The 22,900-nt window shown below is 67.1% G+C and carries 19 protein-coding genes and 1 tRNA gene; 15 read left to right on the forward strand and 5 right to left on the reverse strand.

Annotation, left to right across the window (positions count from 1 at the left end; all coding sequences use genetic code 11):
- Window position 1 precedes the first annotated feature (1 nt).
- The 3 genes from AB6806_RS21640 to AB6806_RS21650 form a co-directional block, all read right to left on the reverse strand.
- Complete coding sequence (locus tag AB6806_RS21640) at window positions 2–280, reverse strand: hypothetical protein (RefSeq protein WP_038359850.1); 279 nt, start codon at window positions 278–280, stop codon at window positions 2–4.
- A gap of 90 nt (window positions 281–370) precedes the next feature.
- Complete coding sequence (locus AB6806_RS21645; RefSeq protein ID WP_142022573.1) at window positions 371–2,164, reverse strand: transglycosylase SLT domain-containing protein; 1,794 nt, start codon at window positions 2,162–2,164, stop codon at window positions 371–373.
- 66 nt (window positions 2,165–2,230) lie between these two features.
- Entirely contained in the window at window positions 2,231–3,793 is a 1,563-nt protein-coding gene (locus tag AB6806_RS21650) for a methyltransferase domain-containing protein (RefSeq protein WP_185747996.1), read from the reverse strand.
- 349 nt (window positions 3,794–4,142) lie between these two features.
- Between AB6806_RS21650 and AB6806_RS21655 the strand changes: the two genes are divergently transcribed.
- From AB6806_RS21655 to hydA, 12 genes are all read left to right on the forward strand, one after another.
- Window positions 4,143–6,344, forward strand: coding sequence for a caspase family protein (locus tag AB6806_RS21655; protein ID WP_185747995.1), 2,202 nt, complete (start codon window positions 4,143–4,145; stop codon window positions 6,342–6,344).
- A gap of 669 nt (window positions 6,345–7,013) precedes the next feature.
- Window positions 7,014–7,087: transfer RNA gene (locus AB6806_RS21660), tRNA-Gly, on the forward strand.
- Between the two features lie 239 nt (window positions 7,088–7,326).
- Complete coding sequence (locus AB6806_RS21665) at window positions 7,327–8,193, forward strand: ABC transporter substrate-binding protein (protein WP_133563461.1); 867 nt, start codon at window positions 7,327–7,329, stop codon at window positions 8,191–8,193.
- 200 nt (window positions 8,194–8,393) lie between these two features.
- Window positions 8,394–9,227, forward strand: a complete 834-nt coding sequence (locus tag AB6806_RS21670; RefSeq protein WP_038358332.1) for an amino acid ABC transporter permease — start codon at window positions 8,394–8,396, stop codon at window positions 9,225–9,227.
- Window positions 9,228–9,238: 11 nt separating this feature from the next.
- Window positions 9,239–10,069: an amino acid ABC transporter ATP-binding protein gene (locus tag AB6806_RS21675; protein WP_142022570.1), complete on the forward strand. Its 831-nt coding sequence runs from the start codon at window positions 9,239–9,241 to the stop codon at window positions 10,067–10,069.
- A gap of 17 nt (window positions 10,070–10,086) precedes the next feature.
- Window positions 10,087–10,929, forward strand: coding sequence for an ABC transporter substrate-binding protein (locus tag AB6806_RS21680; protein ID WP_142022569.1), 843 nt, complete (start codon window positions 10,087–10,089; stop codon window positions 10,927–10,929).
- A gap of 70 nt (window positions 10,930–10,999) precedes the next feature.
- Window positions 11,000–11,872 (forward strand): polysaccharide deacetylase family protein, encoded by an 873-nt coding sequence (locus AB6806_RS21685; protein WP_142022568.1) that lies wholly within the window; start codon window positions 11,000–11,002, stop codon window positions 11,870–11,872.
- Window positions 11,873–11,999: 127 nt separating this feature from the next.
- Window positions 12,000–13,454 (forward strand): amidohydrolase family protein, encoded by a 1,455-nt coding sequence (locus AB6806_RS21690; RefSeq protein ID WP_185747994.1) that lies wholly within the window; start codon window positions 12,000–12,002, stop codon window positions 13,452–13,454.
- A gap of 78 nt (window positions 13,455–13,532) precedes the next feature.
- Window positions 13,533–14,438, forward strand: a complete 906-nt coding sequence (locus AB6806_RS21695; RefSeq protein ID WP_142022567.1) for a LysR family transcriptional regulator — start codon at window positions 13,533–13,535, stop codon at window positions 14,436–14,438.
- A 199-nt stretch (window positions 14,439–14,637) separates the two neighbouring features.
- Window positions 14,638–15,939 carry a Zn-dependent hydrolase gene (locus AB6806_RS21700; protein ID WP_142022566.1) on the forward strand — a complete coding sequence of 434 codons (1,302 nt, stop codon included), beginning with the start codon at window positions 14,638–14,640 and terminating at the stop codon, window positions 15,937–15,939.
- Between the two features lie 54 nt (window positions 15,940–15,993).
- Window positions 15,994–16,653, forward strand: a complete 660-nt coding sequence (locus AB6806_RS21705) for an aspartate/glutamate racemase family protein (protein ID WP_142022565.1) — start codon at window positions 15,994–15,996, stop codon at window positions 16,651–16,653.
- Window positions 16,654–16,668: 15 nt separating this feature from the next.
- The gene (hydA, locus tag AB6806_RS21710) at window positions 16,669–18,150 is read left to right on the forward strand and encodes a dihydropyrimidinase (protein ID WP_142022564.1); all 1,482 of its coding nucleotides are present in this window, start codon (window positions 16,669–16,671) and stop codon (window positions 18,148–18,150) included.
- 151 nt (window positions 18,151–18,301) lie between these two features.
- Here hydA and phhA read toward each other — a convergent pair whose 3' ends face one another.
- Window positions 18,302–19,177 carry a phenylalanine 4-monooxygenase gene (phhA, locus tag AB6806_RS21715; protein ID WP_051987434.1) on the reverse strand — a complete coding sequence of 292 codons (876 nt, stop codon included), beginning with the start codon at window positions 19,175–19,177 and terminating at the stop codon, window positions 18,302–18,304.
- A gap of 130 nt (window positions 19,178–19,307) precedes the next feature.
- Window positions 19,308–19,949, reverse strand: a complete 642-nt coding sequence (locus AB6806_RS21720) for a TetR/AcrR family transcriptional regulator (RefSeq protein WP_142022562.1) — start codon at window positions 19,947–19,949, stop codon at window positions 19,308–19,310.
- Between the two features lie 132 nt (window positions 19,950–20,081).
- Between AB6806_RS21720 and AB6806_RS21725 the strand changes: the two genes are divergently transcribed.
- Genes AB6806_RS21725 through AB6806_RS21735 form a run of 3 tightly spaced genes read left to right on the forward strand, consistent with a single transcriptional unit; the run spans window position 20,082 to window position 22,844 of the window.
- A complete protein-coding gene (locus tag AB6806_RS21725; RefSeq protein WP_038358381.1) occupies window positions 20,082–20,864 on the forward strand; it encodes a cyclase family protein in 783 nt (260 codons plus the stop codon).
- A 23-nt stretch (window positions 20,865–20,887) separates the two neighbouring features.
- Window positions 20,888–21,814 (forward strand): 3,5-dioxohexanoate:acetyl-CoA acetone transferase, encoded by a 927-nt coding sequence (gene kce / locus AB6806_RS21730; RefSeq protein WP_038358383.1) that lies wholly within the window; start codon window positions 20,888–20,890, stop codon window positions 21,812–21,814.
- A gap of 10 nt (window positions 21,815–21,824) precedes the next feature.
- Window positions 21,825–22,844 (forward strand): SMP-30/gluconolactonase/LRE family protein, encoded by a 1,020-nt coding sequence (locus tag AB6806_RS21735; protein WP_370955548.1) that lies wholly within the window; start codon window positions 21,825–21,827, stop codon window positions 22,842–22,844.
- The last annotated feature ends 56 nt before the right edge of the window (window positions 22,845–22,900 follow it).

Raw genomic sequence — 22,900 nt, forward strand, 5'->3', positions numbered from 1 at the left:
CTCACATCTCCCGGTAGAGCACGCCCCACTCGTCCTGCCAGACGCCCGCCACGTCCTCGACCACGATCGGAGCCCTGATCTCGTTGGCCAGGCGGATCGCGGTGCGATAGGCGTCCTTGGCAGCCATCTCGTCGCTGACGAAATCGTTGACGAGATGGCCCGCCGCCAGCTCCGCCGGGCAATGGACCCGGCCGAAAGCCTCGCCGCCGCGCTCCGACAGGCTGAGCGTGATCGCATCGGCCTGCGGCCCGTCGACCTGTTCGAAACGATTGCCGGCCATGGTCATCACTCCTTCCCGAGCCCCGGCCCCGCGGGGAATGAAACGCCGCGCGCGGGATTGCCCGCGGCGAGAGGCACGCGATCAAGGCCATCACTTCTTCGGCTGCGGCCGGGCGACGCCCGCCCCCATCGTCGGCCTGACCGCGCTGTAGCGGTCGAGCCTGATCTTGATCATATCGTTGAACTTCTTGTGGACCTCGGAGACCGAGAGCGTCTTGGTCTCGCCGCCGGCATCGACGTAGAAGATCGGCCGGTTGGCCTGCGCCGGCTTCGGCAGGAGCTCCGCGGCCTTGACGCCCGGCGTCTCCTCCATCGTCTCGATGAAGGTCTGCGCGGCATCGGGCCCAAGGAAATGGATCAGGTAGATCTCGCCGCCGGTGAGATGGCGGCCGAGCGCCCGCTCGAGCCGCAACGTGTCGCGCTTGAGCATCTCTGCCGCCAGCAGCGCCGAGATATAGGGTTCGCGCCGCATGTCGAGGATGCGCTGGCGCTGCGAGGAATCGGTGACGACGAACTGCCGGCCGGACTTGCCGATCAGCTTGGTTTCCGCCGCGAGCCCGTGCTTCGCGCCGAATTCGTAGATCACGCCGAGCCAGGTCTGCTCGATGAACTGGTAGAGCCCGGTCGCCGAGGAAGTCTGCGCCTTCACCGCCGTCGAGAACGAAGATTCCTTGTCCGCGACAGCCATCAAGAGCGTCGGATCGGCACCGACGACCTTGCTCGCGCGCACGATGGTGTCGACGAGATGACGGCGGATCTTGATCGGCCCGAAGGTCAGGACCTGGTCCGGGTCGCCGCTGGAGATCACCGGCGGCGGCTGCGGCGCTCCGCTTGGCGAGGCCGGCCCCGCCGGCGCCGACACACTGCCCTGCGCCTTGGGCGGCACCAGGAGGATGTTGGACGGCAACTGCAACTGGTTGACCGGGATCTGCTGCGTCGGCGCGTCGTCCTGCGCCTTGATGTTGGCGAGCGAAGGATCGTTGTCGAGCGCGAACTGGGCCGCCTGCCGCGCGCCCTCCAGATCCTGCTCGACGGAGGAGAGGATCAAGGACGGCCGCGCCGGGGCGTCCTTCAGCGCCGGGATCCCCTGCTCCGAAGCGAATTCGGTATTGTCCGGCGGCCTGTCCTGCTGCTGCAGCCTTGCATAGGCCAGCCCCACGATGGCCGCGACGACGCAGACGACGCCCGCCGCAATGCCCGCCATCGCCATGCGGCCCGAGAACGCCTTCTTCGGAGCGGCAGCGGGAGCCTCGGGCTCCGGTCGCGCTGTCCGTGGCGCAGGCGACGGAGATGGTGATGACGGCTGCGGCGCCTTCGGCATCGCCGGTTCGCGCGGCAGCGGTGGCGCACGCGGAACATTGGCCTCGGCGACCGGACGGGGCAGCGGCGGCGGGGCTGGCGGCCGAGGGACAGGCCGTTCCGGCGCCTGCGGCGGCATCGGCCGGGCGGCGGCAGAAGCGGCTTGCGGCTCGCCCTTGCCGGTCACAAGTTCGCGCAAGGCGAGGAGCCAGGAGGGACCGCCCTTTTCGCCGAGTGCGGTCAATTCATCGACGAGGCGCTTGGCTGCGAGCTGGGGCAGGCCCGCCTCGCGGGTCAAGGCCGTGACAGCCGCCTTCGCCGATGGCTCGGCCATCAGCTTCACGGCGAAGAACCAGCGCTGCAGGGAGATGCGCCGGCTTTCCAGCGGCGTACCGGCCGCCGGATGGATCATGTAGTTGCAATGGTTGCAGGAAAAGCCGCGCAGCTTCGGGCGCGGCTCGAAGGTCGCCGGCCGGCCGCAGGCCGGACAGGCCATGGTCGTGCCGCCATGGCGCAGGCGCATCAGCGCTGCGAGGCAGGCTTCCTCCGGAAACGCGACCTGGAACTGCCGGAAGCGCTCGCTCATCCCGACGATCCGCGCTCCACCTCACATTGACCCAAGGTTACGCCGCACCGCTGCGCGCGACAATCGTCAGCCATGGAGCAGCCCGAGCCGCGCCACGTCCTTGAGATGCATCGCAACCTCTTCCGCCGTCGCCCGCTCGGGCAGGCCCGGCTCGACGATGCTCGCTGCACGCGCCTCGCCGAAGAAGGCATTCATGTCGGCGAGCAGCATGCGCTGGTCGCGCGAGCCATCGAGCAGGCAGATGAATTTCCGCACCACGGCACTGTCGAGCAGCACGGTGCGGTGGCGCAGATCGGTCACCTCGGCCGCGTTCGCGGCCTGCCAGCGCGCGACCCGGCTCGCCTGCGGCCTTTCGGTGATGATGGTCGTGAGCGGAGGCGGTTCGAGCCTGATATCGAGCAGCCCAGCCTTGAAGATCGCGGTCAGTGCCTCTTCCAGCCGCGCGGTCTCGCGATCGCGATCGAAACCCGCTCCCGCCTCGGCGGCGGCAACGTCCAGCGCCTGCGCGACGAGATCGGCATAGGCCATGTTCGCCGGCCAGGCCGCTCCCAGGATTCTCAAGGCCGCCTTGCACGCCGGCAGATCCACAGAGAGCTTGACGCCTTCCGCAAAAGCGAAGCGCTCGACGCCCGGCCCTTGCTCCTCCGCGCCCTCCTGCACCGGCTGGACATCCGCGGCAAGGCAATAGGGCCGTAACGAATCCGCCCTGACGCCCCGGCGCAGCGGCACCTGCGCCCGGCACAGCAACGTCTCGCGGAAGGGCCGGCCGATCAGCAGGTCGATGGTCTGCTCGCGCCGCAGCGGCTGATCGAGGGGGATCTCCGCCAGCATCCGCTGCGCCGGCCCCTTCGAGGCGCCGTACAGGTTGGGAAATGAGGCCTCCGCCAGGAATTGCAGGCCGTGCCGCGCGCCGGCATCGAGCACCTCGTGCAAGGCGAAAGCCCGCGCGATCGGATTGAGATCGTCGTGGTAGAGCACGTTGTCGGCGAGTTCTTCGATCTGCTGCAGCCGCTGGCGCAGAATGGCGCCGTGATAGTTCTCCGGATCGCTGGCCTCGGCATAGGCCTTGAGCGCCGCCCGCGCGACCCGCACCCGCTCGCGCGGATCGGCGATATGGCGCGTCTCGAACAGCATGATGTCGCGCGCCATATCGCGGAAGCGGCAGCCCGGCAGCGCGTTGTAGCTGACATAGGCAACCCCTTGCGGCGCCAGCAGCTCGCCGAACAGGGCGATGATCCGCTCGCGCACCGGGTCCGGCACCCAGGAATAGACGCCGTGGACGATGATGTAATCGAAGGCGCCGATCTCGGCCGTGACAGCGAGGATGTCGCGCTGCTCGAAGGCGATGTTCGACAGCGCGAGCTCGGCTGCCCCGGCATTCGCCTGCCGGATCGAATCCCCGCTCAGGTCGATGCCGAGGAAGCGGCTTCCGGGATGTTGCACCGCCATCGGGATCAGGTTGCCGCCGCGCCCGCAGCCCAGCTCCAGCACGCGCATCGCCCTTGGCGACGCCGGCTGCATCCCGTGGAAATGCGCGATCGTCGCCAGGCGCGACGGGTGCGTCTGCGCAAAGGAATGCGCCGGATAGGCCACCGCGTCGTAAGGGTTGATCGCTGGATCGCTCGTCATCGCGACCCGCATTGCAGCCTATGGCCGCGCGCGGCGCTTCATCCATTTGAAGGAGCGTCCGGCGCCATCTCCCAAGGCGAGGCCAAGCAAGGCGCAGGCCTATGGCAAAAACGTCACAATACGCCGCCTTCGGTTGAGACAATGCCCTAGGGTCAAAGACCAAGCTTCCGGAAACACTCGGCAATATCCAGCCAGCAGCGAATAGCAACGAGCCTCTGCCCGGCCTTGTTTCGGCTTGCTTCGCCTGCAGTGGAGCGCAAGCTCCATCATATGGCGGATGCCGTCGGGAATCGCAGACGCCACACAAGTCCTTGCGAGTCGTTTCGCTGACACCACAAAGGACACGAGGATGCGGATCCAGGCCTGGGCTCACGCGTTTCTCTGCGTCATGGCGGCGATGGCCTTCGCTGCCTTCGGCCTGGGCGCGACCCCGGCCTTCGCACAGCAGAAGCGCTACGCCTTCGTGATCGGCAACGGCGCCTATGCCAACGTCACCAAGCTCCCCAACGCCCTCAACGACGCCAGCGCCACCCGCGCCATGCTGCAGGATGCCGGTTTCGACATCACGCCCGCTCTCGACCTGTCGCTCGCCGGCCTGCGCGGCGCGCTCGACGTCTTCATCGACAAGGTCAGGAAGAGCGGTCCCGACACGACGGCGCTGGTCTATTATGCAGGGCATGCCGTCCAGCTCGACGGCGCCAATTATATCCTTCCCACGGATATCCGCCCCGAAACCTCAGCCAATATCCCGAGCCAGGCGCTGTCTCTGAGCGAGATCCTGCGCCGCCTCGATGGCGCCGGCGCCAAGTCCAAGATCGCTATCCTCGACGCCTGTCGCGACAATCCCTTCGCAGGACGGGAGCTCTCCCGCGGCCTCGCCCTCCAGATCGTCGACGGAGCCAATGACGGCGCCCGTAGCGAGGCCGGCCTCGCCCGCGTCGATTCCGGCAGCGGCACCTTCGTCGCCTTCGCCACCTCGCCAGGCTCCGCCGCGGCTGACGGCACCGGGCCCAACAGCCCCTTCACCACGGCCTTCCTGAAAGAGGCCCGCGAGCCCGGCCTGCCGGTCGAGCAGATCTTCCGGCGCATCCGCCTGGCGGTCTATGACACGACCAACGGCGTCCAGATTCCCTGGGACACCTCCTCGCTCATCACCGAATTCGCCTTCTTCCCGCGTCAGGCCGGCATGGCGCCGGCGCAGACAGCCATGGCCGGCAACGTGCCGCTCGCGGCACGCCCGACGCCAGCCTCGCTGCGCGGGATGTCGCCGGCCGACGCCACGCGGACCGCCATCGCCTGGGACCGGCCGGACATCTATGGGACGGTGCTCGCCGCCAATCTCGACGACCAGAGCGCCCTGCGCCTGCAGCGCATCCTCTCCCAGCGGACCGAGGAACGGGCCTGGGCCGAGACGGTGCTGGCCGGCGACGCCGAAGCCTTCAAGCTCTATGCGCGGCTCTATCCGGTGTCGTCGCATGTCCAGGCCGCCATCCGGCTCGCTGAAACGGCCCCGAGCCGCAACCGCGTCCAGGTCGCCCAGACCTGCCCGGTCTGCCCTGCCCTGCCCGCGCAGCCCCGCACGCGCCGCGCCGATTACACACCGCGCGGCGTCGCCCCGGCCCACAGCTTCCCGCGCCGGGCGCCGCCCTACACGCCGCCGCTTCCCCCGGCACAGCAGCAGGCGATGGCGCCGGCCGTGCCGATGCTCCTGCCGGAACGGCCGCGCTGGACCGGTTTCTATGTCGGTGGCTCCCTCGGCGCCGGGCGCCAGAACGGGCGAACCTCGGTCGCCGGCCCCTATGGCAGCCCGACGGTGATACCGAGCACGAACACGACGACAACTGCGACAACGACAGCGACAACAACAACGACCACCAATCTTCCGACCAACTCCTTCCCGACGACGCAGACCACCGTCACGAATACGACCGTCATCACGAACACGACCGTCTTCGGCGCCCCGGTTCCTGCTCCCAGCGCCATCGATCCGGCAGCGCTGCCCGGCCGGCTGTCGCCGGACGGCAATGGCATGGTCGGCGGCGCGCAGTTCGGCTTCAACTACCAGATCGGCGCCGTGGTGATCGGCGCCGAGACCGACCTCTCCGCCACCCGTCTGGGCGGAAGCCAGAACGCTTCCGCCAATCCGGGCGGCACGCGCTTCACGACCCGCGCGGAAACCGAGCTCTCGATGCTCGGCACCGTCCGGGCCCGCGCCGGCTTCGTGCTCGGCGATTTCCTGATCTACGGCACCGGCGGCTATGCCTACGGCCTCCTGGACCAGAAGGGCTTGATCACGCCGGACAATCCGGCCGCAGTCTCGGGCGCGGCCGGCTCACGCTCGCCGCTGGCCAGTGGCTGGGCCGTCGGCGGCGGCGTCGAATATGCGATCCTGCCCGGCACGACGATCCGGCTGGACTACACCCACTACGACCTTGGCAACCAGAAGCTTCCCCTGCGAGACTTCACGGGGCTGGCGCCCGGCCAATATGCATCCATGCGCAGCCGCACGACGGGCGATATCCTCAAGGCCGGCTTCAACTTCGGCTTCTGAGCGAGCGCGAGCCAAGCTGCACTCCCCTGCCTCTCCGTCGTGGGCGGGGCGGGGCCGCAGCGGCAAGCACATTCATGCCGTCAGCGCCGCCTGGATGACCAGAACGCCGGCTCATGCTCGATCCAGACGATCCTTATCCAGGCGACTCTTGGGCATGCGCCGGTTTGGTTGATCCAGCCCGGCGATCCTGCGAATCATTTCGCGCCTCTCCTCCAAATAGGGGATGTTTTCCGCCATCCGTTCTGAAACGCTTCAGGCGCGGCGCTGGAAATCAAGTGAATGAAACCCGGAAGCAAGCTTTCTGCAGCACTTCGGCGTGCCAGGATCAGGCGTGCGAACGCCGTCACGGAGACGTCACGGGATCGGATGCCTCCGAAAGCTCCCTATTTGCGGCTGATCGTCGTGAACAAAGCGATGGCCGGCACTGAGGCGAGGCCTGCATCAGGCGGTTCGCCGGCTCTTCAAAGCGACCGATCCCAGCTCGACGGGCACATCTGACGCTGCCTGCCCAGCCGCGGTTGCGTTTTCCTGCAACATATCCGTTCCGGCCACTGGCGGCCGTTCTTCGGCCCCGGCACGCCATACAGGTGCAGAAGCCGGTCCGAGAGCTGGAACGCGCGAGCTGAACGCTTGACTTCCACTGCCATGATGGGGAATTTGGCGCCGGTCGCGGGTGTAGCTCAATGGTAGAGCAGCAGCCTTCCAAGCTGAATACCCGGGTTCGATTCCCGGTACCCGCTCCAGCTCTCCGATCTCCTCGATTTATCCGGCCCTTGGGGGCCGGCGCGCCTCAGGGGCCCGCCGCGTCATATAAGCGCGCCGAATAGCGGCCGGACATAAATCATAGCCCGACGCCACCGGCTCGCGCCCCGTTCCGAAACGCTCCCGCTAAGATCGCCGCGGCGCCACAACGGCGCCCGCCTGCGGATCGTTCTGCCTTCGCGGCCGGCGATCTCGCAAGCCGACAAAACGGGGAACGACGATGACCGCCTGGATTTCAGTGAACCGACATCTTCCGGCAACCGCCCTGGCAGCGGCGCTCAGCCTCGCGGCCGCGGTGCCGGCCGCCGCTCAGCAAGCCGGCATCGCGCTGCCCGCCGCGCTCAAATCGGCCGGGCACATCGTGGTCGGCATCGAGAGCACCTATCCGCCCATGGCCTACAAGGACCCGAAGACGAGCGAGCGCATCGGCTTCAATGTCGAGCTCGTCAACGCGATCGCCAAGGAGCTCGGCGTCCCGGTCAAATGGGAGGAGATGAGCTTCGAGCAGCTCATGACCTCACTGACCACCGGCCGCATCGACATGATCGGCACCGCGATCAGCGATCTGCCCTCCCGCCGCGACAAGCTCACCTTCGTCGACTACCTCGCCACCGGCGCCCAGCCTTTCGCGCTGGCGGCCAAGGCGGGCGAGTTGAAGGGCAATGTCGATCTCTGCGGCAAAACCGTTGGGGCTCCGCGCACCACGAGCTACATGCCGGTCACGGTGGCGTGGAGCGAGAAAAACTGCGCCGCCGCGGGCAAGCCGGCGATCACCGTGAACGGCACGGCGGGCGCCACGGCGACGAGGCTCGATCTCAAGCAGGGCAGGCTCGACGCCGCCGTGCTCGGACCCGAATACGTCGCCTATCTCATGGCGGATGAGCCGAACACCTATGCCTTCGTCGGCGAGCCGCTGAACAAGACGCTCTTCGGCCTCGCCTTCGAGAAGAAGAACACCGAATTGCGCGACGCCGTCGCCAAGGCGACTGCGGCCGTCATGAAGAACGGCGCCTACCAGCAGGCCTTGAAGAAGTTCGGCCTCGAGCGGCAGGCCCTTCCCGAACCCGCCATCGACGCCGGGCAGTGATGCGGGCTCTTGGGCGACGGCCCGTGAAGGCCGTCGCAGGCTCCGCTTATAAGCCAGGCGAATACAGCAGCGGGATAAATCATAGACGCGCCATGGGGAGCCGCCTCGCAAGCCGGTTCCCCTCCGGTAAGATCGGACAGCGCCCCGGCACGCCCGCGCCCGCTCATCGCCTTCCGACGACCTGAAGCCATCGAGGCAAGATGATCGCTGAATCCGACAACCTCATCATCGTTCCCCGCCGGCATTTCGGCAGGATCATCGGCGCCGCCGTGGTTTGCCTCGCGCTGGCCGCGATCGTGCGCGCCTTCGCGGTCGGGCAGATCGAGTGGAACTATGTCGCCGAGTTCCTGACCGTCCAGGCCATCATGACCGGCCTCGTCAACACCATCGTCATGGCGATCCTGGCGATGCTGCTCGGCATCGCGCTCGGCGTCGTCTTCGCGGTGATGCGGTTGTCAGCCAATCCCGTGCTCTCGATGACGGCGGTCGGCTATATCTGGTTCTTCCGGGCCGTGCCGGCCCTGTTGCAGCTGCTGCTCTGGTTCAATCTCGCGCTGGTCTTCCCGACCATCGGCATACCCGGCCTGTTCTCGTTCAAGACCGTCGAGGTGATGACGCCCTTCGTCGCGGCACTGCTCGGCCTCGGCATCCAGCAGGGCGCCTTCACCGCGGAGGTGGTGCGCGCCGGCCTGCTCTCCGTCGACAACGGCCAGTACGAAGCGGCCCAGACGCTCGGCATGACGCGGCTCAAGCTGCTGCGGCGGATCATCATGCCACAGGCCATGCGCGTGATCGTGCCGCCGATCGGCAACGAGTTCATCGGCATGGTGAAGCTCACCTCGCTGGCGAGCGTCATCCAGTTCGCCGAGATCCTGCACAGCGCGCAGAACATCTACTACGCCAATTCGCGGGTCATCGAGCTGCTGATCGTCGCCGCGATCTGGTACCTGGTCGTCGTCACCGTCCTCAGCCTGATCCAGGGTCGGATCGAGGCCTATTACGCCCGCGGCGTCGCCGCCCCGGCGCAGCGCTGAGGGCTGGCACGATGACCGACATCCCGACCCAGACCGCCCTCTCCGAAGTCCGGACGGTCGACCCCGACCATCTCGCCGGCGCCCCTCTCGTCCTCGCCCAGAAGGTCGAGAAGCAGTTCGGCACACTTAAGGTGCTGAAGGGCATCGACCTTGCGATCCCCAAGGGCGAGGTGCTCTGCATCATCGGCCCCTCCGGTTCGGGCAAGAGCACCTTCCTGCGCTGCATCAACCAGCTCGAACGCATCGATGGCGGCGCGCTCTGGGTCTCCGGCGAGCGCGTCGGCTACCACCGCGAGGGCAACAAGCTTTATGAGCTTGACGATGCCGCCATCGCCCGCCAGCGCCGCTCGATCGGCATGGTGTTCCAGCGCTTCAACCTGTTCCCGCATCTGACAGCCCTGCAGAACATCATCGAGGGACCGGTGCAGGTGCTGGGCGAGCCGGCCAGGGAGGCGACCGCCCGGGCGCTCGCCCTGCTTGAGCGCGTCGGCCTCGCTGACAAGCGTGACGCCTATCCCTCGCAGCTTTCCGGCGGCCAGCAACAGCGCGTCGCGATCGCCCGTTCGCTCGCGATGCGCCCCGAGCTGCTGCTCTTCGACGAGCCGACCTCGGCGCTCGATCCGGAACTGGTCTCGGAGGTGCTCAAGGTGATGCGCGACCTCGCGGAGACCGGGATGACCATGATCTGCGTCACCCATGAGCTCGGCTTCGCCCGGGATGTCGGCCACCGCGTCGCGTTCATGGACCAGGGCCAGATCGTCGAGCTCGGCGATCCCCGCTCGGTCCTGGTCGATCCGAAGGAAACGCGCACCAAAGCCTTCATCAACGCCGTCAGACACTGATCAAAAAGGGGAAAGCCATGTCGAAGACATCCATCCTGCTCGGCCTGTCGGCCATCGCGCTCTGCGCCGCGACGGGCCTCGCCCAGGCCCAGAGCCTGCCGGCACGCATCCTCGAGAAGAAGACGCTCTCCGTCGCCAATGTGCCGAACTACCCGCCGCTGGAGTTCAAGGACCCCAAGACCGGCACGCTGACCGGCCTCGACATCGATCTCGGTAACGCGCTGGCCAAAAAGCTCGGCATCACCATCAAATGGGAGGAAATCAGCTTCGAGGGCATGATCCCGGCACTGACCACAGGCCGCGTCGACATGATCCTGTCGGGGATGAGCGACCTGCCGAGCCGTCGCGAAACGCTCGACTTCGTCGATTATCTCGCCTCCGGCGCGCAGTTCTACACCAATGCCGACCGCAAGGACGAGTTCAAGAACCTCGCGGACCTCTGCGGCAAGAAGGTCGGCGCCAGCCGCCGCACCTCCTTCCCGAAGGAGATGGAAGGCTGGAGCAAGGAAAACTGCGAGGCCAAGGGCAAGCCTGCACTGCAGATCGTCGGCACGGAAGGCTCGGCCGACGCACGCACCCAGCTCCGGCAGAAGCGGCTCGACGCCGCCGTCCAGGGCAGCGAGACTCTGCCCTATCTGATGGGCCAGGAGCCGGGGAACTACGCGATCCTGGGGACGCCCTTCACCACCGTCTATCAGGGCCTCGCCTTCGCCAAGAAGGACACCGAATTGCGTGACGCCGTCGCCAAGGCCTTCGCCAAAATGCTCGCCGATGGCAGCTATGCCGCCGTGCTGAAGAAATGGGAGCTGGCCGACGCCAAGGTCGACAAGCTCATGATCAACGGCGAAACCAAGAACTGAACCCGAGTACCAACCGCTCCCATCGCGCCCCGCTCCGAGGCGGGGCGCTTTCTCGCGAAAGACGCCTGTCATGCTGACCGATTTCCCCCACCGCATCGCCAATCTCTCGGACCCGGCCCCGGACTATCCCTGGCCGGCCGGCTACCGATGCGCGGTGTTCCCCGCCTTCGACGTCGACGCCGAGACGGCCTGGCTGCAATACGACGCCAAGAACACCGACCGGCTCGTGACGCTCTCCTTCGGCGGCTACGAGGAGCGGGTCGGCGTGCCCAAGATCCTCGATCAGCTCCGCGCGATGGAGATCAAGGCGACCTTCTTCATCCCCGGCTGGGTCGTCGAGGTCCATCCCGGGATGTGCGAGGCCATCGTCAAGGACGGGCACGAGGTCGGCCATCACGGCTACTCGCATAAGCGGCCCGACCCCGCTGACTTCGCCGTCGACAAGGAGGAGATCGACAAGACGCTCGATATCTTTAAGCGCATCCTCGGCGTCACGCCGGTCGGCTACCGCGCGCCCTCGGGCGAGAACTATGACGAATTGCTCGGCTATCTCCGCGAGAAGGGCATCGTCTACTCCTCCTCCTTCCGCGACGACATCCGGCCCTATCGCCACAAGCTGCGCGACGGCTCGAAGGGCCCGGTCGAATTGCCGGTCAACATGTCCTTCGATGACTGGCTCTACGGCCTGTCGCAGCGCTTCAGCCCGCGTCCGATGTTCCCGAAGGAGCATGTGCTCTCGATCTGGAACGACGAGCTCGACCAGACCCGCGAATGGGGCGGTCTCGTCTCGATGGTGATGCACCCGCAGGTTTCCGGCCGCCCGATGCGCATCGGCATCATGCGCGACTTCCTGGCGCGGGCCCGCGGCTACGGCGATGTCTGGATCGCCACTGGCAAGGAGATCGCCGAGCATTTCCTCGCGCAGGAAAAGAAAGCCGGCTGAGCCCGGCCATTCTCGCTCCGCCGTCATCCCGGGCGGAGCGAAGCGGAGACCCGGGATCCATGCCGGAACGGCTCAGGCATGGATCCCGGATCGGCGCCGCTGACGCGGCTTGTCCGGGATGACCTCGATGAGCAGGACCAGCGACCGCATCATGATCACCCGCATCCGCAACGCCGACATCGTCATCGCCTATGATCCGGCGGCCGACGACCATGTCTATCGCCGCAATCTCGATGTCGTCTTCGACGAAAGCGGCATCCTGCATCTCGGCGGTGGCTTCACCGGCGCGGTCGCGCGCGAGATCGACGGCGCTGGCTTCATGGTCATGCCCGGTCTCGTCGACATCCACTCGCACCCATCGAGCGAGCCCGGCAACAAGGGCATGACCGACGAGGTCGGCACGCCGAAGCTCTACAACTCGTCGCTCTACGAGTTCCTCTGGCTCTTCCGTGCCGATGCCGAGGGCATCCCGCATCTGAACCACGTCGCCTGGTCGGAACTGCTGATGTCCGGCACGACCACGCTGGTCGACCTCTCATTCCCGAGCGAGGGCTGGCTCGACCGCGCAGCGGCCTCCGGCCTGCGCATGGTCATGGCGCCGATGTACCGCAACGGCCGCTGGTTCACCCGCAACGGCTATCAGGTCGAATACGAGCTCGACGATGCCGCCGGCCGCAAGGCGATGGAAGACGCCTTCAAGGTCATCGACGCCGCGCTCGCCCATGAATCCGGCCGGCTTTCCGGCCTCGCCTGCCCGGCCCAGATCGACACCTGCACGGAGGAGCTGTTCCGTGCCTCGATCGCGGCTGCCAACGAGCGCAAGATTCCGATCCAGACCCATGCCGGCCAGTCGATCAGCGAGTTCCACGAGATGGTCCGCCGCAGCGGGCTCTCGCCGATCCAGTGGCTGGACAGCGTCGGCTTCCTCGCGCCGAACGCCTCGATCGCCCATGCGATCTTCCTCGACGACCATCCCTGGGTGCGCTGGCCGACCCGGACCGATCTCGCGCGCCTCGCCGAGACCGGCACGTCGGTGGCGCATTGCCCGACCGTCTTCGGCCGGCGCGGCTTCACGCTGCGTGACCTCGGCCGCTATCTGAAGGCCGGCGTCAACATCGGCATCGGCACCGACACCTTCCCGCACAACATGCTGGAGGAACTGCGCCATGCGGGCGTCTATGCCCGCATCACCGGCGAAAGCCATGCCGTGGTGACGACCGGACAGGTCTTCCGCGCCGCGACGCTGGGCGGCGCCAAGCTGCTCGGCCGCGACGATATCGGCCGCCTCGCCAAGGGCGCCCAGGCCGACCTCGTCATGGTCGACCTCACCCACCCGATGATGCGCCCGACCCGCGACCCGCTAAAGAGCCTGATCAACGCGGCTGCCGACCGGGCCGTCTCCCATGTCTTCGTGCAGGGCAAGCAGGTGGTCGCTGGCAGCAAGGTCCTGACCATGGACTATCAGGCCGCCTCCGACGGGCTGGAACAGGCGCAGCGCCGGGCGCTGGCCAAGGCCTCCTCGCTCGACTGGGCCGGGCGCTCGGTCGACGAGCTCTCGCCGCCGAGCCTGCGCTGGGCCTGAGCACCTCTCACGAGTCAGAAAGCTGGCATATGATTTGCTGACCGAATAGTGTGGGCACACTCTATTTGGACCGATCATATGAACCTTCGCCAGATCGAGCTTCTGCGGGCGGTCGTCCGCTGCGAGACGACGGTTCGTGCTGCGCAGGAACTGGGGCTGTCGCAGCCGGCCGTCAGCAACGCGATCAAGCATCTCGAAAGCCAGGTCGGCTTCCCGCTGTTCGAGCGCGTCAACAACCGCCTGTTCCCCACAGCCGAGGCGCGCACGCTCTACGAGGAATCCGAGCCGATCTTCACCCTGCACGCGGCCCTCGAGGCGAGGGTGCAGGACATCAAGGAGAATCGCGCCGGCCATATTCGCATCATCGCGACGCCGCCTCTGGGCTATGGCGTGCTGCCGGCAGCGCTGCGCCATTTCCTGGTCAAGCGACCGAAGGTCAGGGTCTCCTTCGACGTCCGGCGCTTCGAGCATGTGCTGGAAAGCGTCGAGAACGGAACGGCCGAGCTCGGCTTCGTCATGGGCATGGACGACGATCGCGGGCTCGATGCCGAGACCTTCTTCACCGGCGACATGGTTTGCGTCATGCGGCCCGAGCATCCCATGGCGGCCAAGGCCACGGTCACCCCGGAGGATTTGCGCGAGGTGCCCTATATCGCACTCGAACAGGGCACCCGCATGGGCACCATCGTCCGCCGGGCCTTTGCCCAGGCCGATGTGCCCCACCGCTTCTCCGTCGAGGTCCGCTACTGCAACACGGCTTGCGTGCTGGCGGAAAGCGGCGTCGGTGTCGCCGTGGTCGATCCGCTCTCGCCGGTCTTCAGCGGCCATTACGACCTCGCCATCCGACCCTTCGCGCCCGCGTCCCGGGTGACCGCCTCGGCCGTACGCTCGCGCAAGCGCCCGATCTCCCGCGCCGCCGATGCCTTCCTGCGCGAGGTCAGGCTGATCGCCGCCGAAACCGCAGCCAAGCTCGGCCCCGGCTGAGCGCGCGCGTGCTATTCAACGCACGAATGACACCCCGGAAATCCGCATAGATGGCACCATTGTCTGGCCAGGCACGCTGGCCCAAGGTTTGGTGCCGGCTGCCGGCGACACGTATCATGAGACACCGCGCAGGCTCGATCACCGCCGCTTCACGGCTGGGCGCGTGATGGGGCCGCAAACCACAGCCCGCCGGATCGAGATGACTGCAACAGCCAGGACGCCCCACGCTGATACGGCGATCGCCCAGGCCGTCGCCGCCCAACGCGAATGGGTGGCCGCCCTCTTCGATCGGCTGGCTGCCGGCAGCCGCGACGAACCCGGCGTCACGCGCGACACCTACGGCGCAGGCGAGGATTTCGGCCACCGCCTGCTGGCGGAACACGGCAAGGCGCGCGGGCTCGCCGTCTCGCATGACTTCGCTGCCAACAGCTATGTCACCCTGCAAGGCCGCGACGCCTCGGCCCCGCGCATCCTGATGGGCTCGCATCTCGACAGCGTGCCGCATGGCGGCAATTTCGACGGCGCAGCGGGTGTCGTCGCCGGGCTCGTCGTCATCGAGACCTTGCGCACGCTCGGCATCGCGCCGCGCTGTAACGTCACCGCGATGGGCGTACGCGCCGAGGAAAGCGTCTGGTTCCAGGTCTCCTATATCGGCAGCCGCTCGGCGCTCGGCACGCTGCCGGATGGTGCGCTCGAAGCGAAGCGCATCGACGATGGCCGCGTGCTCGCTGCCAGCATCGATGCCAGTGGCGGCGATTCCGCCGCGATCCGCCGGCGCGAGCGCCATCTCGATCCCGCCACGACCCGGGCCTTCCTCGAAGTCCATATCGAGCAGGCGCCGAGCCTCGTCGAATCCCGTTTGCCGGTCGCGATCTGCACCGGCGTGCCCGGCAATTTCCGCTATCCCGATGCGCGCATCGTGGGACGGCACGACCATGTCGGCACACCCCGCCGCTTCCGCCGCGATGCCGCGATGGCCGGTGCCGAATTCGCGGTGATGCTCGACCGGCTCTGGCAGGAGGAAGAGGCCAACGGCTTCCCGATGGCCGTCACGCTCGGCCGCTTCCACACCGATCCCGCCGTCCACGGCCTGACGACGGTTCCCGGCAGCTTCGCCTTCAGCCTGGACGTGCGCGCCTATGATCCCGCCGTGCTGGAACGCGTCGAAGCGAAAATGCTGGCGAAAATCCGCGAGATCGAGGCGCGCCGGCGCGTCAGCTTCGAGCTCGGCACGCGCGCCAGCGCTGCGGTCGGCCCGGTCGATCCTGGCATCGTCGTGGGGCTGGAGGCGGCAGCGAACCGGCAGGGCATTCCGACGATGCCGCTGGGTAGCCCCGCTTCCCATGATTCCGCCGCCTTCGCCGCCGCCGGCGTGCCCATCGCCATGCTGTTCGTGCGCAACGAACATGGCAGCCATAACCCGCTGGAGGCGATGGAGATCGACGACTTTCTGGCAGCTTGCACCATCCTGGCGGATTGGGTGGTGCGAGAGGTCGCCTGAATCGGCGGGCAATGCCATGCTGAACCATAGACCCGTCAGATCGGACCCTTCGCGATGAATCGCCGCCCCCGCATCCTCGTCATCAACCCCAACTCCAACGAAGCGATCACGGAAGGGCTGCGGCAGGCGCTCGTGCCGCTCGCCTTCGCAGAGGGGCCGGAAATTATTTGCGAGAGCCTGCCTGAGGGGCCGGCGGGCATCGAGACGCAGGAGCATGTCGAGAGCGTCACCCTGCCTTTGCGCCGCCGGGTCGAGGCCGCCAACGATGTCGATGCCTTCGTCATCGCCTGCTATTCGGACCCGGGACTGCACGTCGCCCGCGAGGGCACGGCGAGCCCGATCTTCGGCATCGCCGAATGCGGCGTGCTGACGGCCCTGACGCGGGCGGACCGTTTCGGCGTGATCGCGATCAAGTCGCGCTCGATCCCGCGCCATATCCGCTATCTCCGTCAGATGGGGCTAATGGACCGGCTCGCCGGCGAGCGACCGCTGGAGATGTCGGTGGCCGAGAGCGCGTCCGGCGAAGGCACGCTCCAGCGCATGATCGCGATCGGCACCGAGCTCAGGGATCTGGACGGCGCCGGCGCCATCGTGATGGGCTGCGCCGGGATGGCGCGCCATCGCCGGCCGCTGGAGGATGCGCTGGGCATCCCCGTGATCGATCCGACGCAGGCCGCGGTCGCGATGGCGATCGGCACGCTGATGGTGCGTTGAAGAGGACGAGGGTAGATGACGGCGAACTATGATCTGGTCATTCGCGGCGGCACGGTCGGCTCCGCCACCGGCAGCTTCCGCGCCGATGTCGCGGTCAAGGACGGCAAGGTCGCCGCTCTGGGTCTCGGCCTTGGCGCGGGCGCCCGCGAGATCGACGCGACCGGCAAGCTCGTCCTGCCGGGCGGCATCGATACCCATGCCCATGTCGAGCAGGTCTCGGCCGGCGGGTTGCTCAACGCCGACACCTTCGAGAGCGCCACGACCTCGGCCGCCTTCGGCGGCAACACCACGCTGATCTCTTTTGCCGCCCAGCATCGCGGCCTCGATCTGCGCAAGGTTGTCGACGACTACGCGGCGCTGGCCCGGCGTGGCGCGCTGATCGACTACGCCTTCCATCTCATCGTCGCCAATCCCGACGCCAAGACGGTCCAGCAGGATCTGCCGGCGCTGATCCGCGAGGGCCATGCCTCGATCAAGGTCTTCATGACCTATGACCTGATCAAGGTCGACGACGAGCCGCTGCTCGATCTGCTGCTGACCGCCAGGCAGAACCGCGCGCTGGTCTGCGTACACGCCGAGAACCACGGCATGATCTCCTGGATGGGCAAGAAGCTCGTCGAGAAGGGCTATGTCGCGCCGAAATACCACGCGATCAGCCATCCGCGCGGCTCCGAGGCCGAGGCCTTCAACCGCCTGATCACCGCGGCCGAACTGCTCGACCAGCCGATCATGATCTTCCATGTCTCGACCGCCGAGGGCGCGCAGGCGATCCGCGATGCGCGCGGTCGCGGCCTCAAGGTCTTCGCCGAGACCTGCCCGCAATATCTCTTCCTGACCCGCCACGATCTCGACAAGCCCGGCCTGGAAGGCGCGAAATGGATGTGCTCGCCGCCACCGCGCGAAGAGTCCGATCAGGAGGCGCTCTGGCAGGCCCTGGCGCTCGGCGACATCCAGACGGTCTCCTCGGACCATGCGCCCTATCGCTTCGACGAGACCGGCAAGCTCTCGGCCGGCCCGAACCCGAACTTCAAGCAGATCGCCAACGGCCTGCCGGGCCTGGAAACGCGATTGCCCCTGCTCTTCGATGCGCTGGTCTCGAAAGGGCGGCCGGAATTCGCCGGGCGCGGGCTCGAAGCCTTTGTCGACCTGACGGCGACGGCGCCGGCCGCGATCTACAACCTGCCGGGCAAGGGCGCACTCCTGCCCGGCTACGACGCCGATATCGCGATCTGGGATCCGGGCAAGCAAGTAACCATCACCGATGCGGCGATGCATGACCTGACCGGCTTCACGCCCTTCGCCGGCCGCAGCGTCACCGGCTGGCCGGAGCGCGTTCTCGTGCGGGGTGCAGAGGTCGTGGCCGAGGGGACGCTGCATGCCAGGCCCGGCTCCGGCCGCTGGCTGCCGCGCAAAGGCGGCCCGGCCGCGACGCCGACCGGCAGGCTCGTCGCCGACATCGACCCGCAGCGGAATTTTGGCGCGGCGATCCTCGATTAGAAGTCCGCCTCTGAGAGCATGCTCGGTCTTCTGGGTACCACCCCGTCATCCCGGGCTTGGCCCGGGATCCATCGAAGAGTTCCGGGCTGGGCGGTTCACGAACCGTGTGGGGTCCTCGCCGGCATCCTGAACGGCAGGCGGCAGACGAACCTCACTTCAGCTTCGTCTTCGTGGCCGGGAAATCGCGCCAGAAATGGCCGCTGCCTTCCCGGATGACCACGTCCTGCGGCAGGATCTCGAAGGGCGTGTGGGCCGGCAGGGCGCGCAATTCGTCGAAACGGGTGGTGAAATCGCTGCCCCTGAGCAGGTCGAACAGATCCTCGAAGCGATCGATGACGAAATAGGTCGCCTGGAAATCATCGATGTAATAGCCGGTGCGCAGCACGCGCTCGAGATCGAAGGCCAGGTGGTGGGCGGAAGGGTCGTCCACCACATATTTCGCTTCGCCGAAGGACGAGACGATGCCCGCGCCATAGATGCGGATGCCCTCGGGCTTGCGGATCAGCCCGAATTCGATGGTGTACCAGTTGAGGCGGGCGAGGAACTTCACCCCCTTGGTCTCGACGGCGACGAGCCCGATCCGGCCGTACTCGTTCATGTAGTCGGCATAGGCGGGGTTGGTTAGCAGCGGCACGTGGCCGAAGACATCATGGAAGATGTCGGGCTCCTCCAGATAGTCGAGCTGCTCGCGGCTGCGGATGAAGGTGCCAGCCGGAAACTGGCGGTTGGCCAGCATCTGGAAGAAGGGGCGCGACGGGATGAGCCCCGGAACCGCCACGACCTCCCAGCCGGTGAGCCGCCGCAGCCGCTCGTTCATGCGCGCGAAATTCGGCACGCCTTCGGGGCCGATGCCGAGCGCGGCGAGACCATCGAGATATTCCTGGCAGACATGGCCTCGCAGGGTCCGCTGCTGGCGCTCGAACAGCACGCCCCAGATGGCGTGGTCCTCAGGGGTGTAGTGCTCCCAGCCCTGGTCGATGATGCAGTCCTCGACGGTCTGTGCGTTCAGAAGAGCATGTCCGGACATCGCTTTCACTCCTGAGAGCCCGCCCGACTCCGGCTGCGAGGCTCCATATCGTCATAACGAGCGAGATGGCCTCCCAGATCCGGCGGCGCCGCGAGCGAAGTCAGAATAGGCGCGTCTTGGCACTGCTACCTTATTCGACCAGCAGCCGATCGATGCCAGCGGCGCAGAAGCGGGTCAGGCGCGCCAGCAGAAGCTCCGCAAGGCCGGCGGGGGACAACGCCTGACGTTCGTCGTCGAGGCGCATGGCGCGGTCGCCAGCCGCCATCGTCATGACCAGCGCCCCGACCATGAACAGATAGGCATCCACCATCGCCGCGCGCGAGGCCTGCGGGTAGAGCTTCGCGAAGGCCGCCAGGAACTCCGTCGCCGTCGGGTCGAAATGCTCGGCAAGGACGCCACGCGCGGATTCGCGCGGATCGACAGCCTCTCGCGCCGTCATCATCGCGAAGGCCGCGCCTTGCACGCCCTCTGCGAAGCGCTGCCTCACCGAGGGGCCGATGAAGGCCTCGACCACGGCCCGGATATCGGGCGCCGGCGCGGCCATCGCCTCGTCGAGCGCCGTGCCGCGCGCCAGCGCCAACGCATCGGCCCGGCGGGCGAAGACGGCGCGGTACAGCGCCTCCTTAGAGCCGAAATAATAGCTGAGCTGCGACAGCCGCACCTCGGCCGCAGCGGCGAGATCGCGCATCGAAGCGCCGTCGGCACCGCCCCGCTCGGCGAATGTCCGCTCGGCTGCGTCGAGAATGCGCTCGCGCGTCGGAGCCGCTGCCATCGAATCCCTCCTGAGCAGCGCCCCTGCCCTGCGTGATTTGGCTCTTATCAGAAAGCGTATTCTACGCTATTGGTCGGACGTTCGTCCAAATTTGTGCCGCCAGAGCATAGCGGGACGTCAGGAGGAAACAGCATGATGCCGACCGGGCGCCTCGTCGATCTCTCGATCCCGCTCGAAAACGACGTGCCCGCCGATCCGCCCTTCCAGAAGGTTCGGATCGATTACCGTACCCATGAGGGCACCGCGAAGGACATTGCCGCCGCATTCCCCGGCCTGAAGCCCGAACAGCTGCCGGAGGGCATGGGCTGGGCCGTCGAGCTCGCGACGATCTCGACCCATAACGGCACCCATGTCGATGCGCCCTGGCACTACCATCCGACGCAGGACGGCGGCGCCCCTGCCCTCAAGATCGATGAATGCCCGCTCGAATGGTTCCTGCAGCCCGGCGTGAAGCTCGATTTCCGGCACCTCCCCGACGGCCATGTCGTCACCCCCGGCGAGATCGATGCCGAGCTGGAGCGTATCGGCCATAAGCTCAGCCCGCTCGAGATCGTCGTCGCCAACACCCGCGCCGGCAGCCGCTATGGCGAGACCGACTATATCGATACCGGCTGCGGCTTCGGCCGCGAGGCGACGCTGCATCTCGTCCGCCAGGGCATCAAGGTCGTCGGCACCGATGGCTGGAGCTGGGATGCGCCCTTCAGCCATACCGCCCGCCGCTTCGCCGAGACCGGCGACGCCTCACTCATCTGGGAGGGCCACAAGGCCGGGCGCGAGGCCGGTTACTGCCAGATCGAGAAGCTGCACAATCTCGAAGCCCTGCCCGCCACCGGCTTCGTGATCAGTTGCCTGCCGGTGAAGGTCCGCAACGGCTCTGCCGGCTGGACGCGGGCCGTCGCCATCCTGCCCGCCTGAACCGACAATCAAGGGAGAAGCGCATGAGCAAGGTCATCATCACCTGCGCGGTCACCGGCGGCATCCATACGCCGACCATGTCCGACCATCTGCCGATCACCCCCGACCAGATTGCGGAGCAGGCCATCGCCGCCGCCGAGGCCGGCGCCGCGATCCTCCACCTCCACGCCCGCGACCCCAAGGACGGCCGCCCGACGCCGGACCCGGCGGTGTTCATGGAGTTCCTGCCGCGCATCAAGCAGGCGACCGACGCAGTGGTAAACATCACCACAGGCGGCGGCCTCAACATGAGCGTCGAGGAGCGCCTTGCCGCCCCGCTCAAGGCAGCGCCCGAGATGTGCTCGCTCAACATGGGCTCGATGAACTTCGCGCTGCATCCGCTGGCGGATAAGTACAGCGACTGGAAGCACCCCTGGGAGCAGCCCTATCTCGCCGGCACCAAGGATTTCATCTTCCGCAACACCTTCGGCGACATCGAGCGCATCTACAAGATGCTTGGCGAGGGCCACGGCACCAAGTTCGAGCATGAATGCTACGATGTCGGCCATCTCTACAATCTCGCGCATTGCCTCGATCGCGGCTGGTTCCGGCCACCGGTTTTCCTGCAGCTGATCTTCGGCATCCTCGGCGGCATCGGCGCCGATCTCGACAACCTGATGTTCATGAAGCGCACCGCCGACAAGCTGTTCGGCAAGGATTATCACTGGTCGGTGCTGGCGGCCGGGCGCCACCAGATGGCCTTCTGCACGCAGGCCGCGATGATGGGCGGCAATGTCCGCGTCGGGCTGGAGGACAGCCTGTTCATCGGTCGCGGCAAGCTCGCCACCTCCAATGCCGAGCAGGTCGCCAAGATCCGCCGCATCGTCGAGGAACTCGGCTACGAGATCGCCACCCCGGAGGAGGCCCGTGCCACGCTCGGCCTCAAGGGCGGCGACCGGGTGAATTTCTGAGGCGCCCGGCATGGCGTCTCGCCCCAACCCGCTCGACGGCTTCACCGTCGATCCCACCACGATCCGCTACATCGGCGAGGGCCTGCAGCGGCCGGAATGCATCCTGGCCGAGCGCGACGGCTCGCTCTGGAGCGCCGATGCGCGTGGCGGCGTCGTCCATATAAGGCCGGACAGCTCGCAAACCCTGATCACCCAGACGGCGAGCCGCGGCTTTGCCGAGGCGACCGACGAGGAGGCGCGCTTCGTCTCGGGCACGCTGCCGAACGGCCTCGCCTTCGCGGACAATGGCGACATCCTGATCTCGAATTTCGGCACCGACCGGCTGGAGATCATGACGCGCGGCGGCGAGACTCGCGTGCTGGTCGACACCATCGACGGCGCACCGATCGGCAAGGTCAATTTTGTCCTGCGCGACAGCCAGGATCGCATCTGGCTGACGATCTCGACCCGCACGAAGAACTGGATGAAGGCGATCAGTCCGAACGTCCGTGACGGCTATGTCGCCCTCTATGACGGCGGACGGCTGCGGATCGTTGCCGACGGCTTCGCCTTCACCAACGAGATCAGGCTCGATGCCGCCGAGAAATGGCTCTACGTCGCCGAGACCTGCGCGCGGAAGGTGACGCGGTTGCGCGTCCTGCCGGACGGCAGCCTGACCGACCGCGAGACCTTCGGGCCGGAGGATCATGGTGCCTGCATCGACGGCATCGCCTTCGACGCCCATGGCAATCTCTGGGGCACCCATGTCTTCACCGACCGGATCTTCGCGATCACGCCGGAAGGCGAGTTGCGCATCCTGCTCGACGATGATCACGGCAGTGCCGCCGGCAAGGCCTTTCTCGACGCCTTCGCCCGCGACGAGGCGACGCCGGAGCTGATGCTTGCCTGCGGCGGCACGATCGCGCCCTGGTGCGCCAGCATCACCTTCGGCGGGCCGGACCTGAAGACGGTCTATGTCGGCAGCCTGAAGGGCTCGCGCATTCCGTATTTCCGCTCACCCGTCGCCGGCCTGCCGATGGCGCATTGGTAGGTCCGGTGCGGCTTCGCGAAGCCCACTGCACTCACAACAACGATACGGGAGGAACC

Source organism: Allobosea sp. RCC_152_1 (genome assembly GCF_041360765.1).
Taxonomy (GTDB): domain Bacteria; phylum Pseudomonadota; class Alphaproteobacteria; order Rhizobiales; family Beijerinckiaceae; genus Allobosea; species Allobosea spartocytisi.